This is a genomic window from Kitasatospora phosalacinea, assembly GCF_000717185.1.
Lineage (GTDB): Bacteria > Actinomycetota > Actinomycetes > Streptomycetales > Streptomycetaceae > Kitasatospora > Kitasatospora phosalacinea_A.
In genome coordinates, this window is record NZ_JNYE01000041.1 from 12622 (window position 1) to 27202 (window position 14581).

Here is a 14581-nt window from a genome sequence, read left to right on the forward strand (position 1 = left end):
GTGCCCCCGGCGGGGAGGCCGGGGGCGGCTCGGGGTGTCGGGCGGGGGTCAGAACGCCGGGATGACGGCGCCCTGGAAGTTGTCGTCGATGTACTTCTTGACCTCGTCGGAGTGCAGCAGCTCGGCGAGCTTCTGCACCCGCGGGTCGTTCTCGTGGCCCTTCTTGACGGCGAGGATGTTGGCGTAGGGGTTGCCCTCGGCCTTCTCCAGCACCAGGGCGTCGGTGGCGGGCTTGAGGTCGGCGCCCAGCGCGTAGTTGCCGTTGATGACGGCGGCGTCGACGTCGTCGAGGGCGCGCGGCAGCTGGGCGGCCTCCAGTTCCTTGAACTTGAGGTTCTTCGGGTTGGAGGCGACGTCCTGGACTGTGGCGGTGGTGCCGGCGCCGTCCTTGAGGGTGATCACGCCGTTGTCGGCGAGCAGCTTGAGCGCCCGGCCCTCGTTGGTGGCGTCGTTCGGGACGGCGACCTGGGCGCCGTCCTTGAGCTCGCCGACGCTCTTGACCTTCTTGGAGTAGACGCCGAGCGGCTCCAGGTGGACGGCCTCGACGGAGACGATGTCCGTGCCGTTCTTCTTGTTGAAGTCGTCCAGGTAGGGCTGGTGCTGGAAGTAGTTCGCGTCCGCGGAGCCGTCCTGGACCGAGGTGTTGGGGGTCACGTAGTCGGTGACCTCCTTGACGTCCAGCTTGAGGCCCGCCTTGGCCGCCAGGTTGTCCTGCACGAACTTGAGGACCTGCGCGTGCGGGGTGGGGCTGGCGACGACCACCAGGGGCTTGTTCGGGTCGGCGGAGGCGCCGGAGTCCGAGGAGCCCGAGGAGCAGGCGGCGAGGGTGAGCGCGAGGCCGGCGGCGGTGGCGGTCAGGGCGGTGGTCTTCAGAACGTTACGCACGAAAAGTGCCTTTCTGCGGGGTGCGAACGGCCCTGGTGGGGCCGGGGCGCCCGTCCCGTGGTGCGGGACGGGGAGTCAGCGGGAGGAGAGCAGGTCTTCCTCGGTGGCGTCCGGCTTCGCCGTGGCGGAGCGGAAGAAGCTGAGCGGGCTGCGGTAGTCGCCGCGGTGCGAGAGCCGGCGGGCGGCGAAGTCGCCGAGCAGTTGGATCGCGGTGACGATGACGACGATCTCGGCGACGATGACCCACATGAAGGCGGTCTCGAAGCGCAGGTAGCCGTAGGTGATGGCGAGGCTGCCAAGGCCGCCGCCGCCGACGGTGCCGGCCATCGCGGAGTAGCCGATCAGCGCGATCACCGTGGTGGTGGCGGAGGCGACCAGCGAGGGCAGCGCCTCGGGCAGCAGGGTCTTGCGGACGATGGTGCCGGTGCCCGCGCCCATCGACTTGAGCGCCTCGACCAGGCCGCCGTCCACCTCGCGGACGGAGGTCTCCACCAGCCGGGCGAAGAACGGGATCGCGCCGATCGCCAGCGGGACGCTGGCGGCCTGCCAGCCGAGCGAGGTGCCCATGACCAGCTTGGTGAACGGGATCACCGCGACGATCAGGATGACGAACGGGATGGAGCGGCCGACGTTGACGACCGCGCCGAGCACCCGGCTGACCGGCAGGTTCTGCAGCAGGCCGCCCTTGTCGGTGAGCACCAGCAGCAGCCCGACGGGCAGGCCGACCAGCAGCGTGGCGAGGCCCGCGATGCCGACCATCCCGAGGGTCTCCCAGGTGGCGGGCCACATCAGTTCCTGCATCTGGTCCCAGGTCATGCGGCCGCTCCGTTCGACGGGTCGAGGACGTCCACCTGGAGGCCCTGTTGGCGCAGGTAGCCGATCGGCACCACGTTGTCGGTGTGGCTGCCGGGCAGTTCGACCCGCATCCGGCCGACCAGGCGGCCCGCGATGGTCTCGACGGCCGCGCCGAGGATGTTGATGTCGATCTGGTAGGTGCGGGCCAGCTGGGAGACGAACGGCTGGGCGGGCGCGTCGCCCTGGAAGGTGATCTCCAGGACGGTGCGCTCCGGGTCCCGGGTGCCGAAGTCGCCGAGCGGGAAGAGGTCCCGGGCGATCCGCGAGTGGCCGTCGGAGAGCAGGTCGGTGAGCTGCCCGCTCTCCACGACCTTGCCGCCGCGCATCAGGGCGGCGGAGTCGCAGACCGACTTGATGACGTCCATCTCGTGGGTGATCAGCAGGACCGTCAGGCCGAGCTGCTGGTTGAGCTCGCGCAGCAGTTCGAGGATGGAGCGGGTGGTCTCCGGGTCGAGGGCGCTGGTGGCCTCGTCGGAGAGCAGCACCTTGGGGTCGCCGGCCAGGGCGCGGGCGATGCCGACGCGCTGCTTCTGGCCGCCGGAGAGCTGGGAGGGGTGGCTGCGGGCCTTGTCGGCGAGGCCGACCAGGTCGAGCAGTTCGGCGGCCTTGCGGCGGCGCTCGCGGCGGTCCAGGCCGGTGATCTCCAGCGGGAGTTCGACGTTCTGCTGGACGGTGCGCGAGGAGAGCAGGTTGAAGTGCTGGAAGACCATGCCGATCCGCTGCCGGGCGGCGCGCAGGTCGCGTCCGGCGCGCTGCTCGCTGCCGGACAGCGCGGTCAGTTCCACGCCGTCGACGGTGACGGTGCCGGAGGTGGGCCGCTCCAGCAGGTTGACGCACCGGATCAGGGTGGACTTGCCGGCGCCGCTGGTGCCGACGACCCCGAACACCTCGCCCTGCCGCACGTGCAGGTCCACGTCGTCCAGCGCCCGGACCTCGCGGCCCTGGGAGCGGTAGACCTTGGTCAGGCCCTTGGTGGTGATCACAGCTGCTTCCGTTGTTCGTCTGCGGACGGCCGCGGGGGCGTCCGCGCCAATGGCGGATGGGCACGCGGGTGCCTGGGAGGAGTGGGCCGCCGACGCTGTCTCGATCATGGCCGCCGGCCGGGCGGGCCGCCCGTGGGCGTGGCCCTAACGAGTCATCAGCGGGCGGGGCGCGAGCGGGCGTCGGGGCGGGGCCTCAACGGGGCTTCAGCGGCGACACATTCGACGGCCGCACATGCGCGACTCACCTGCCGGCGTCGCGCCGGTGGGGATGCACGTCGTCGTCGCGGTCATGGAACCCAGTAAATCAGACATTTGGTCTACGTCCCAATTCTCAGGACGCGCCGTCCACGATGTGGTCACGGCCCTTGCGGCACAAGCACTGCGGCGCCCGACCCCTCGTTCGGGTCGGGCGCCGCAGCGGGTGCGCGCTCAGGCGGCCAGGGAGGCCGCCACCGGCTTGGCCAGCGTCACGATCGACAGTCGGCGCGACACCTCGCGCACCTCGGTCTCGCGGTAGCCGAGCCTGCGGTACAGGCGCAGGTTGCCCAGGCTGCGGTGGCCGGTGAACAGTTCGAAGCCGCCCGTCGCGCCGTCGGCGGCCAGCTGCGCCTCCAGCGCCTCCAGCAGGCGGCGGCCCAGGCCGTGCCGCTGCATCCGCGGGTGCACCACCAGCCGGCCGATCTGGCCCACGCCGCTGGCGTCCACCCAGCCGCGGGCGCTGCCCACGACCTCGTCGCCGAGCCGGGCCACCAGCACCCGGTGCTCGGACATCTCGGCCTTCAGGCTCTCCAGGGTCTGGGTCAGCGGCTCCAGCGTCCAGTCGCCGTACAGCTCCGCCTCGCTCTGGTAGCCGAGGTACTGGAGCTTGAGGATCTGCTCCGCCTCTTCCGGTCGTGCCGCTGCGATGATCACACTCATGCCCATGTGCGGGGGCCTCCATCGTTAAGTGCCCGGCGCGTGCGAGTGAGGGTCCTGCACCGGTTCCTGTCCGAGGTGTGCCCGGACGGGGATCGGCCCGGCCCGGGAAAAGCGCGACGCGTCCCGCCGGACGGTGGTCCGGGCCGCCGGGACTGGCGCGCTCACGCTCAGTATCCGGGCAGCCGGGCGACCGTCAAGAGAGACGTTCGCCACCGCTCTACCCAGACGCCAACCGTTCTCAACCTCCCCGACGCCCGACGTGGCGAGCGTCACGCCCCGCGGGCGGCGCCCGTCACCCGCTCGGCCGGACGTTCTGGTTGACCCGGAACAGGTTCGCCGGGTCGTACCGGTCCTTCAGCGCCACCAGCCGCTCGTACTTCGCCAGCCCGTACGCCTCCACCACCCGGGCCGGGCCCTCCCGGCCCATCAGGTTCACGTACGCCCCGCCCGAGGAGAACGGCCGCATCGCCTCCCAGCACCCCCGCACCCACGCCACCTGCGGCTCCGCCGGGCCGTCCGTCCACCGGCCCACCGCGTGCAGCAGGTACGGCGCCGTCCGGTAGGTGTACGCGGTGTCCTCCGGGCCGACCCTGGCCACCGCGCCGCCCAGGAACGCCAGCTGCAGCTGCGCCCCCGGCCCCGGCATCGCCGCGGCCTGCTCGGCCAGCCGCCCGATCGCCGCCCCGTCCAGCACCGACAGGAACTCGGAGCGCGAGTAGTTGCCCGCGCCGGGCCCCCGGTCCGCGTCCAGCATCCGCTGCCACTGCACGTACGGCCGGGTCTGCACCGTGTCCACCAGCACCCCCGGCAGCGCGCGCAGCGGCGCCACCGCCTCCCGCCCCCGGTCGGCCCGGCCCGACCAGCACAGGCCGATCCGCAGCACCGTCCGGTCCGGCAGCTGCGGCACGCCCCGCGGCGGGCCGAACTCCACCCCCACCGTCAGGCCGTCCGGCGCCTGCGCCATGAAGTCCCGCACCGCGGCCAGGGTCTGCGCCGTCAGCTCCACCGGCAGGTACAGCGCCCCGCACAGCACGTGCGGGCCCACCCGGTGCAGCCGGTAGGTGAACGAGGTCACCACCCCGAAGTTGCCGCCGCCGCCGCGCAGCCCCGCGAACAGCTCCGGGTGCGCGGCCGCGCTCGTCGTCAGCAGCCGCCCGTCGGCGGTCACCACGTCCGCCTCCACCAGGTTGTCGCAGGTCAGCCCGTACGCCCGGGCCAGCCACCCCACTCCCCCGCCGAGCGTCACCCCCGCGACGCCCGCCCCCGAGTACGGCGCGCCCGGCGTCGCCAGGTCGAACGCCTGGGTCTCGTGGTCGAACGCCCCCCAGGTCACCCCCGGCTGCGCCCGCGCGAGCCGGCGGGCCGGGTCCACCCGGACGCCGCGCAGCCGCGACAGGTCGACCAGCATCCCGCCGTCGCAGGTGCCCATCCCGGCGATGCCGTGGCCCGCGCCCCGGACCCCCACGTGCAGGCCGTGCTCCCGGGCCACCGCGACGGCCTGCAGCACGTCCGCGACGCCCGTGCAGCGGGCGATCACCTCGGGGCGCCGGTCCACCGCCCCGTTCCACACCGCGCGCGCCGCGTCGTACCCCTCGTCCCCGGGCACCACGATCTCGCCCCGGAACCCCTCGGCGAGCGCCATGGCTGCTTTGGACATGGATCCAGCGTAGGACGGGGCGACCTTTCGGGCAGAACGGGCGGGAGGCACCAGGGGCCCGGGGAACTGTCGGCGGACGGGCATGCACCACCAGGGGCCCGGGGAACGGCGGGGCCGTGCGGCTGGCGGCCGGAGCCCGTCGGAGGTTCGTGCTGCTGCGCGTCTCCAACGGAACCAGAAGCCGATGCGCGCTCCGGCGGTGCACCGTCAGCAGACCCGGGCTCGCCGTTCCCCGAGCCCCTGAAGGAGCTCTAGCCCAGCCAGGACTGCTGGACCGCGAGGTCCTCCTTGATCTCGGCGAGCTGGACGGCGACGGCCGACGGGGCGGTGCCGCCGCGGCCGTTGCGGGAGGCGATGGCGCCGTGGACGGACAGGACGGTGCGGACCTCGGGGGTGAGGTGCGGGGAGATCCCGGCGAACTGGGCGTCCGTCAGGTCGGAGAGCTCGATGCCCTCGGCCTCGCAGACCTTGACGCAGGCGCCCGCCACCTCGTGCGCGACCCGGAACGGCACGCCCTGCTTGACCAGCCACTCGGCGATGTCGGTGGCGAGCGAGAAGCCCGCCGGGGCCAGCTCCTCCAGGCGCTCGCGGTGGACGGTCAGGGTGGCGACCATGCCGGTGAAGGCGGGGAGCAGGACCTCCAGGGTGTCGCAGGAGTCGAAGACCGGCTCCTTGTCCTCCTGGAGGTCGCGGTTGTAGGCGAGCGGCAGGGCCTTGAGGGTGGCGAGCAGGCCGGTCAGGTTGCCGATCAGGCGGCCGGACTTGCCGCGGGCGAGCTCCGCGATGTCGGGGTTCTTCTTCTGCGGCATGATCGACGACCCGGTGGAGAAGGCGTCGTGCAGCGTGATGAAGCCGAACTCCTTGGTGTTCCAGATGATGATCTCCTCCGCGATGCGCGAGAGGTTGATGCCGATCATCGCGGTGACGAAGGCGAACTCGGCGACGAAGTCGCGCGAGGCGGTGCCGTCGATCGAGTTGCCCACCGAGCCGCGCTCGAAGCCGAGGTCCGCGGCGACGGCCTGCGGGTCGAGGCCGAGCGAGGAGCCGGCCAGCGCGCCGGAGCCGTACGGGGAGACGGCGGTGCGGGCGTCCCACTGGCGCAGCCGCTCGGCGTCCCGGCCGAGGGCCTGGACGTGGGCGAGGACGTGGTGGGCGAAGAGCACCGGCTGGGCGTGCTGGAGGTGGGTGCGGCCGGGCATCGCGGTCTCCGGGTGGGCCTCGGCGAGGCCGACCAGGGCGTGCTGGAGGTCGAGGACCAGGGCGCCGATGGTCTTGGCGTGGTCGCGCAGGTACATCCGGAACAGGGTGGCGATCTGGTCGTTGCGCGAGCGCCCGGCGCGGAGCTTGCCGCCGAGGTCGGCGCCCAGGCGCTCCAGCAGGCCGCGCTCCAGGGCGGTGTGCACGTCCTCGTCGGCGACGGTGCCGGTGAACGCGCCGGACTCGACGTCGGCCAGCAGCTGGTCCAGCCCGGCCAGCATGCCGTCGAGCTCGGCCGCGCTGAGCAGCCCGGCCCGGTGCAGGACGCGGGCGTGCGCCTTGGAGCCGGCGATGTCGTACGGGGCGAGCCGCCAGTCGAAGTGGACGGAGGCGGAGAGCTTGGCCAGGGCCTCGGAGGGGCCGTCGGCGAAGCGCGCGCCCCAGAGGCGGACGTCTGCGGGCTGGTCGGCGGTCATCGCGTGGGCTCCTTCGGAAGGCGGGTCTGGGTGCGGCGGCGCCCCGGCCGCCCGTGCGTCGACGGGGGGCCGGGGCAGCGGTGCTGGCGGTGGATCAGGCCAGGTCGCGGCGGGCGGCGATCTTCGAGGACATGCCGAAGATCTCGATGAAGCCCTTGGACATGGACTGGTCGAAGGTGTCGCCGGTGTCGTAGGTGGCGAGGTTGAAGTCGTACAGCGACCGGTCCGACTTGCGGCCGTTGACCACGGCGCGGCCGCCGTGCAGGACCATCCGGATCTCGCCGGAGACGTGCTGGTTGGCCTCGTTGACGAAGCCGTCCAGGGCGCGCTTGAGCGGGGAGAACCACAGGCCGTCGTAGACCAGCTCGGCCCAGCGCTGCTCGACCTGCCGCTTGTAGCGGGCGAGCTCGCGCTCGACGGTGACGTTCTCCAGGGCCTGGTGGGCGGTGATCAGGGCGATCGCGCCGGGGGCCTCGTAGATCTCGCGGGACTTGATGCCGACCAGGCGGTCCTCGACCATGTCGAGGCGGCCGATGCCCTGGGCGCCGGCCCGCTTGTTGAGCTCCTCGATGGCCTGGAGCACGGTGACCTTGCGGCCGTCGACCGCGACCGGGACGCCCGCCTCGAAGGTGATGACGACCTCGTCGGCCTCGCGCGGGGCGGCCGGGTCCTGGGTGTACTCGTAGACGTCCTCGATCGGGGCGTTCCAGATGTCCTCGAGGAAGCCGGTCTCGACGGCGCGGCCGAAGACGTTCTGGTCGATCGAGTACGGGTTCTTCTTGGTGGTGACGATCGGGAGGTTCTTGGCCTCGGCGAAGGCGATCGCCTTGTCGCGGGTCATCGCGTAGTCGCGGACCGGGGCGATGCACTTCAGGCTCGGGGCCAGCGACTGGATGCCGACCTCGAAGCGGACCTGGTCGTTGCCCTTGCCGGTGCAGCCGTGGGCGACCGTGGTGGCGCCGTGCTTCTGGGCGGCGGCGACCAGGTGCTTGACGATCACCGGGCGGGAGAGCGCGGAGACCAGCGGGTACTGGCCCTGGTACAGGGCGTTGGCCTTGAGGGCCGGCAGGCAGTACTCGTCGGCGAACTCGTCGCGGGCGTCGGCGACCTCGGCCTCGACGGCGCCGCAGTCGAGCGCGCGCTGGCGGATGACCTCCAGGTCCTCGCCGCCCTGGCCGACGTCGACGGCGACGGCGATGACCTCGGCGCCGGTCTCCTCGGCGATCCAGCCGATGCAGACGGACGTGTCCAGACCGCCCGAGTAGGCGAGTACGACGCGATCGGTCACGGCTATCTCCATTCACAAACACAGGTTCCATGCGGCGTTAGGCATAAGTATGCACCACCGCGTATGAGTTCACAAACCAGTACCGCACACCGGGTTTGAAACGGGCGGGAACTACTGCGACTTGGCCTGGGCGAGTTGCATCAGGTGGTCGGCGAGCGCCTGCCCGCCGGCCGCGTCGCGGCTGATCAGCAGCACGGTGTCGTCCCCGGCGATGGTGCCGAGGATCTCGAACACCTCGGCGGTGTCGATCGCCGAGGCCAGGAACTGGGCCGCGCCGGGCGGGGTCCGCAGCACCACCAGGTTGCCGGAGGCGGTGGCGGAGACCATCAGCTCGCCCGCCAGCCGGGCCATCCGGGCCTCGCTGGCGGACTCGCCCATCGGGGCGCGGGGGGTGCGGTCCCCGCCCTCGGCCGGGACGGCGTAGATGAGCGCGCCGTCCCGGTTGCGGATCTTCACCGCTCCGAGCTCGTCCAGGTCCCGGGAGAGGGTGGCCTGGGTGACCACGAGCCCGTCGTCGGCGAGCAGCTTGGCGAGCTGGCTCTGCGAGCGGACGGGCTGACGGGTCAGCAGGTCCACGATCCGCCGGTGGCGCGCGGTGCGGGTCTGCGGGACCTGCGGCGTGGGGCCGGCGGCGGGGGTCGTGGGCTCGGGGCGTTCGGTCATAACTGATGATTCTCCTGAAGGACGCTCAGCTGGTCGCGTCGGGGGCGGCTTCGCGGACCGTCCGGAGGATCGCGGGAAGGGCGGCGAGGAAGGCGTCGGCCTGCTCCTCGGTGAGGACCAGCGGCGGGACCAGCCGGACGGCGTCCGCGACGGCGGCGTTGACCAGGAAGCCCGCCTCCTGCGCGGCGGCCTGCACCTGCCCGGCGACCGGCGCGGTCAGCACGATGCCCAGCAGCAGGCCCTTGCCCCGGACGTGGTCGACCAGCGGGTCGCCGATCGCCTCGATGCCGGTGCGCAGCCGCTCGCCGAGCTTGGCGGCGTGCTCCAGCAGGCCCTGCTCCTCGATGGTGCGCAGCACGGCCAGGCCCGCGGCGGCGACCACCGGGTTGCCGCCGAAGGTGGTGCCGTGCTGGCCGGGGCCGAGCAGGTCGGCGGCCGGGCCGAAGGCGAGCACGGCGCCGATCGGCAGGCCGCCGCCGAGGCCCTTGGCGAGGGTGACGACGTCGGGGTCGACGCCCTCGTACGCCTGGTGGGCGAACCAGTGGCCGGTGCGGCCGGTGCCGGTCTGGATCTCGTCCAGGACCAGCAGGGTGCCGGTGGCCCGGGTGATCTCGCGGGCGGCCTCCAGGTAGCCGTCCGGGAGCGGGATCGCGCCGTTCTCGCCCTGGATCGGCTCCAGGAAGACCGCGGCGGTGTCGGTGGTGACGGCGGCGCGCAGGGCCTCGACGTCGCCGAACGGGACGTAGCTGACGTCGCCGGGCAGCGGCTTGAACGGCTCCTGCTTGCCGGGCTGGGCGGTGAGCGCGAGGGCGCCCATCGTCCGGCCGTGGAAGGCGCCCTGGAGGGAGACCAGGTGGGTGCGGCCGGTCAGCCGGGAGATCTTGAAGGCGGCCTCGTTGGCCTCGGTGCCGGAGTTGCAGAAGAAGACCCTGCCCGGGCGCCCGGCCAACTCGACCAGCTTCTCGGCCAGTTCGACGGTCGGCTCGGCCGTGAACAGGTTGGAGACGTGGCCCAGGGTGGTGAGCTGGCTCGTCACGGCCTCGACGATCGCGGGGTGGGCGGTGCCCAGCGCGTTGACCGCGATGCCGCCGACCAGGTCGAGGTACTGCTTGCCGTCGGCGTCCCACAGCAGCGAGCCCTCGCCGCGCGCCAGCGGGATCCGCGGAGTGCCGTAGTTGTTCATCAGGCTGTGCTTGTACCGCGCGATGACGGCGTCGTTGCTGCTCATGCCAGGCCCCCCAGTACGGTGCTGTCGTCGTCGGGCACGACCATGGTGCCGATGCCCTCGTCGGTGAAGATCTCCAGCAGCAGGCTGTGCTGGACGCGGCCGTCCAGGACGCGGGCGGTGCCCACGCCGGAGCGGACGGCGCGCAGGCAGCCCTCCATCTTGGGGAGCATGCCGGAGGCCAGGGTGGGGAGCATCTCCTCCAGCTCGCCGGCCTTGAGCTGGCTGATCACGTCGTCGGAGTCCGGCCAGTCCTTGTACAGGCCCTCGACGTCGGTGAGCACGACCAGCATCTCGGCGCCGAGCGCGACCGCCATCGCGGCGGCGGCGGTGTCGGCGTTGATGTTGTAGACGTGGCCGTCGGTGCCCCGGGCGATCGAGGAGATCACCGGGATCCGGCCGTCGGCGATCAGCGCCTTGACCGCCCCGGCCTCGATGTTGACGATGTCGCCGACCAGGCCGATGTCGACCTGCTCGCCGTCGACCACGGCGTAGCGCTTGGCGGCGGTCATGGTGTGGGCGTCCTCGCCGGTCATGCCGACGGCGAACGGGCCGTGCGTGTTGAGCAGGCCGACGAGTTCGCGCTGGACCTGCCCGGCGAGCACCATCCGGACCACGTCCATGGTCTCGGGGGTGGTGACGCGCAGGCCCGCGGTGAAGGAGGACTCCAGGCCGAGCCTGTCGAGCTGGGCGCTGATCTGCGGGCCGCCGCCGTGCACGACGACGGGGTGCAGGCCGGCGAAGCGCAGGAAGACGACGTCCTGGGCGAACGCGGCCTTGAGGTCCTCGTCGACCATGGCGTTGCCGCCGAACTTGATGACCACGGTCTTGCCGTGGAAGCGCTCCAGCCAGGGCAGCGCCTCGATCAGGGTGCGGGCCTTGGGCAGGGCGGCGTTGCTGCGGGCCTGTTCGCCCTTGGGTGCGATCTGCATGGCGGTGGGACGACCCCCCTCGGGTCAGCTGGAGTAGGCGCTGTTCTCGTGCACGTACTCGGCGGTCAGGTCGTTGGTCCAGACGGTGGCCGAGGCCTGACCGGCCTTCAGGTCGGCGGTGATGACGACCTCGCGGTCCTTCATCGAGACCAGGTCGCGGTCCTCGCCGACGCCGCCGCTCCGGCAGACCCAGACGCCGTTGATGGCGACGTCCAGCTGGTCCGGGTCGAAGGCGGCGGAGGTGGTGCCGATCGCGGACAGCACCCGGCCCCAGTTGGGGTCCTCGCCGTGGATGGCGCACTTGAGCAGGTTGCTGCGGGAGACGGTGCGGGCGACGTCGAGGGCCTCGTCCTCGGTGGCCGCGTTGACGACCTCGATCCGGATGTCCTTGGAGGCGCCCTCGGCGTCGCCGATCAGCTGGCGGGCCAGGTCGGCGCAGACGGTGCGCACGGCCTCGGCGAACTCGGCCTGCTCGGGCGCGATCCCGGAGGCGCCGGAGGCGAGCAGCAGCACGGTGTCGTTGGTGGACATGCAGCCGTCGGAGTCGACCCGGTCGAAGGTGGTGCGGGTGGCGGCGCGCAGCGCGGCGTCCAGGCCCGCGGAGTCGACCGCGGCGTCGGTGGTGACCACGACCAGCATGGTGGCCAGGCCCGGGGCGAGCATGCCCGCGCCCTTGGCCATGCCGCCGACCGTCCAGCCCGCGGGGGCGGTGACCTGGGCGGTCTTGTGCACGGTGTCGGTGGTCTTGATGGCGATCGCGGCGCTCTCGCCGCCGGTGTCGCTGAGCGCCTGCACGGCCAGCTCGACGCCGGGCAGCAGCTTGTCCATCGGCAGCCGGACGCCGATCAGGCCGGTGGAGCAGACCGCGACCTCGATGGCGCCGATGCCCAGCTCGGCGGCGACCTTCTCGGCGGTGGCGTGGGTGTCCTGGAAGCCCTCGGGGCCGGTGCAGGCGTTGGCGCCGCCGGAGTTGAGGACCACGGCGGCCAGCTCGCCGTCGTTCAGCACCTGGCGCGACCACTTCACCGGCGCGGCGTGCACCCGGTTGGAGGTGAACACGCCGGCGGCGGCGTGCTGCGGGCCGTCGTTGACGACGAGGGCGAGGTCCGGGTTGCCGGAGGCCTTGATGCCCGCGGTGACGCCCGCCGCGCGGAAGCCCTTGGCCGCGGTGACGCCGACGTTCCGGCTCTGGGAGGTGGTCACGGTGCGACTCCGTTCAGCGGGAGGCCGAGCTCCTCGGGGAGGCCGAGGGCGATGTTCATGCTCTGCACCGCGCCGCCCGCGGTGCCCTTCACCAGGTTGTCGATCGCGCTGATCGCGATGATCCGCCCGGCGTGCTCGTCCAGCACGACCTGCAGCACGGCCGCGTTCGACCCGTACACGGACGAGGTGTGCGGCCACTGCCCCTCGGGCAGCAGGTGGACGAACGGCTCGTCGCCGTACGCCTTCTCGTACGCGGCGCGCAGCTCGGCGCCGGTGGTGCCGGGGCGCGCCTTGGCCGAGCAGGTGGCGAGGATGCCGCGCGGCATCGGCGCCAGGGTGGGCGTGAAGGAGACGGTGACCGGCTCGCCCGCGAGCGGGGTCAGGTTCTGCGCCATCTCCGGGGTGTGCCGGTGGCCGCCGCCGACGCCGTACGGGCTCATCGAGCCCATCACCTCGCTGCCCAGCAGGTGGGCCTTGAGGGCCTTGCCCGCGCCGGAGGTGCCGGACGCGGCGGTGATCACCGCCTCCGGCTCGGCCAGGCCCGCGGCGAACATCGGGTACATGGCGAGCGTGACGGCGGTCGGGTAGCAGCCGGGCACGGCGATCCGCTTGCTGCCGCGCAGCGCCTCGCGGTGGCCGGGCAGCTCGGGCAGGCCGTAGGGCCACGTCCCCGCGTGCGGGGAGCCGTAGAACTGCTCCCAGTCGGCGGACGACGCGAGCCGGTGGTCGGCGCCCAGGTCGACCACCAGGACGTCCTCGCCCAGCTGGGCGGCGACCTCGGCGGACCGGCCGTGCGGCAGGCCGAGGAAGACGATGTCGTGCCCCGCCAGCGTCTGGGGGTTCGTCGGCTCCAGCACCCGGTCGGCCAGGCCGATCAGGTGCGGCTGCAGCGCGCCGAAGCGCTGGCCCGCGTTGGAGGCGCCGGTCAGCGCGCCGATCTCCACCTCCGGGTGCGCCTGCAGCAGTCGCAGCACCTCGCCGCCCGCGTATCCGCTCGCTCCGGCGACGGCAACTCGCAATACCATGGCGTTCCCTCCTGAAGCCCAGCATGAATATACGCAGCCTAGCAAAATCATGCAAGGATGCGGCCGGTCCCGGCCCTGTCGCACCCACCTCCTAGAGTGCCGCCATGACCGATCTCGCCGCAGCGGCGCACCTGTTGACCGACGACGGCCCCCCGGTGGAACTGCTGGCCTGCCACCCGCGCCTCCCACTGGCCGCCGGGATCGCCACCGACGCGGAGGCCGACCGCTCGCTCGTCCGGGTCTGGGACTGCTCCGGCGGGCGGCTGCGCGAACTCGCCCCCTTCGACGTCGCGCTCTTCACCGGCGGCTGGGGCGACCACTGGCTGCCCCCGATCGCCTGGCACCCGCACGAGCCCCTGCTGACCGTCGCCGACGGGAGCCTGCTGCGCCGCTGGACCCCGGACGGCCCGGCCGAGCCGCTGCCCGCCCCCGACGGCTGCGAGGCGCTCGCCCACAGCCCCGACGGCCGCTTCCTGTGGGCCTCGACGATCGACGGCGACGGCACCTCGGCCGTCCTCGCCCCCGCCACCGGCGCCACCGCCACCGCCCGCTGGTGGGACACCGGCGTCGGCACGCACCCCTCCGGCGAGCTGGTCGCCACCCTGGCCGGCGAGCAGGGCGCCACCTACGTCCTGTTCGCCCGCCCCGGCGGCGCGGACGGCGCGATGCGGCAGCAGCGGCGGGCCCTGGTCCTGGACGTCGACGGCTACGGCACCCCGCTGTTCAGCCCCGACGGGCGCCACCTCGCCCTGCGCGGCAACGCCTACGTCGAAACGCTGGACGTCTTCGCCTTCCCCTCCCTCCGCAGGGTCCTGCACACCGACCTCGCCCTGGACGAGGAGTGGCCCCGCCACAACCTCGCCTTCGGCCCGCGACCCGGCACGCTGTGGCTCGGCACCCCCCGCGGCACCCTGCTCGAACTCGACGTGGAGACCGGCGACGCCGTCGAGCACCGGGGCCCGTCCGACGCACCGGCCACCGCCCTGACCGCCACCGCCGACGGCCACCTGCTGCTCGCCCAGGAGGACGGCCGCCTCACCCTGCTGGCAACGGCCCCCGCCTCCGCCGCCGACGCGCCGGGCGCGCACGCGGACGCCGCCGCGTTCCTGGCCGCCACCGAGGACGTCCCCGCCGACGGCGACCTGGAGGACCACCTCCTCCCCGCCGACGACGGACCGTCCCCGCAGGAGCCGACCGGAGTCGCCGACCCCGCCCGGCGCCAGGTACGCGTCCGCGCCGAGCGGTCGTTCGCGGAGGCCCTCGACTGACCGCGG

The 14581-nt window shown here is 73.0% G+C and carries 13 protein-coding genes; 1 reads left to right on the forward strand and 12 read right to left on the reverse strand.

Annotation, left to right across the window (positions count from 1 at the left end):
* Nucleotides 1–48: 48 nt before the first annotated feature.
* The 12 genes from OO57_RS18715 to argC all read right to left on the reverse strand — a co-directional run bounded on the left by OO57_RS18715 (nucleotide 49) and on the right by argC (nucleotide 13307).
* Nucleotides 49–885 carry a MetQ/NlpA family ABC transporter substrate-binding protein gene (locus tag OO57_RS18715; RefSeq protein WP_033253679.1) on the reverse strand — a complete coding sequence of 279 codons (837 nt, stop codon included), beginning with the start codon at nucleotides 883–885 and terminating at the stop codon, nucleotides 49–51.
* A 75-nt stretch (nucleotides 886–960) separates the two neighbouring features.
* Nucleotides 961–1701, reverse strand: a complete 741-nt coding sequence (locus OO57_RS18720) for a methionine ABC transporter permease (protein WP_033253680.1) — start codon at nucleotides 1699–1701, stop codon at nucleotides 961–963.
* Nucleotides 1698–2723: a methionine ABC transporter ATP-binding protein gene (locus OO57_RS18725; protein ID WP_033253681.1), complete on the reverse strand. Its 1026-nt coding sequence runs from the start codon at nucleotides 2721–2723 to the stop codon at nucleotides 1698–1700. The genes OO57_RS18720 and OO57_RS18725 overlap by 4 nt, the downstream gene beginning before the upstream one ends.
* A gap of 429 nt (nucleotides 2724–3152) precedes the next feature.
* The gene (locus OO57_RS18730) at nucleotides 3153–3647 is read right to left on the reverse strand and encodes a GNAT family N-acetyltransferase (RefSeq protein ID WP_033253682.1); all 495 of its coding nucleotides are present in this window, start codon (nucleotides 3645–3647) and stop codon (nucleotides 3153–3155) included.
* A gap of 286 nt (nucleotides 3648–3933) precedes the next feature.
* Nucleotides 3934–5298, reverse strand: a complete 1365-nt coding sequence (locus tag OO57_RS46830; RefSeq protein ID WP_033253683.1) for an FAD-binding oxidoreductase — start codon at nucleotides 5296–5298, stop codon at nucleotides 3934–3936.
* A gap of 251 nt (nucleotides 5299–5549) precedes the next feature.
* The gene (gene argH / locus OO57_RS18740; RefSeq protein WP_033253684.1) at nucleotides 5550–6971 is read right to left on the reverse strand and encodes an argininosuccinate lyase; all 1422 of its coding nucleotides are present in this window, start codon (nucleotides 6969–6971) and stop codon (nucleotides 5550–5552) included.
* Between the two features lie 94 nt (nucleotides 6972–7065).
* Nucleotides 7066–8259 carry an argininosuccinate synthase gene (locus OO57_RS18745; protein WP_033253685.1) on the reverse strand — a complete coding sequence of 398 codons (1194 nt, stop codon included), beginning with the start codon at nucleotides 8257–8259 and terminating at the stop codon, nucleotides 7066–7068.
* 111 nt (nucleotides 8260–8370) lie between these two features.
* Entirely contained in the window at nucleotides 8371–8922 is a 552-nt protein-coding gene (locus tag OO57_RS18750) for an arginine repressor (RefSeq protein WP_033253686.1), read from the reverse strand.
* A gap of 25 nt (nucleotides 8923–8947) precedes the next feature.
* On the reverse strand, nucleotides 8948–10150 hold the full coding sequence (locus OO57_RS18755; RefSeq protein WP_033253687.1) for an acetylornithine transaminase: 1203 nt from the start codon (nucleotides 10148–10150) through the stop codon (nucleotides 8948–8950).
* Nucleotides 10147–11079, reverse strand: coding sequence for an acetylglutamate kinase (gene argB / locus OO57_RS18760; protein WP_033253688.1), 933 nt, complete (start codon nucleotides 11077–11079; stop codon nucleotides 10147–10149). The genes OO57_RS18755 and argB overlap by 4 nt, the downstream gene beginning before the upstream one ends.
* Nucleotides 11080–11103: 24 nt before the next feature.
* Nucleotides 11104–12282, reverse strand: a complete 1179-nt coding sequence (gene argJ / locus OO57_RS18765) for a bifunctional glutamate N-acetyltransferase/amino-acid acetyltransferase ArgJ (RefSeq protein WP_033253689.1) — start codon at nucleotides 12280–12282, stop codon at nucleotides 11104–11106.
* The gene (gene argC, locus OO57_RS18770) at nucleotides 12279–13307 is read right to left on the reverse strand and encodes an N-acetyl-gamma-glutamyl-phosphate reductase (RefSeq protein ID WP_033253690.1); all 1029 of its coding nucleotides are present in this window, start codon (nucleotides 13305–13307) and stop codon (nucleotides 12279–12281) included. Before argC ends, argJ begins: the two co-directional genes overlap by 4 nt.
* A gap of 104 nt (nucleotides 13308–13411) precedes the next feature.
* Here argC and OO57_RS18775 point away from each other — a divergent pair, with 104 nt between their 5' ends.
* Nucleotides 13412–14575, forward strand: a complete 1164-nt coding sequence (locus tag OO57_RS18775) for a hypothetical protein (RefSeq protein WP_051777937.1) — start codon at nucleotides 13412–13414, stop codon at nucleotides 14573–14575.
* Nucleotides 14576–14581: the final 6 nt, after the last annotated feature.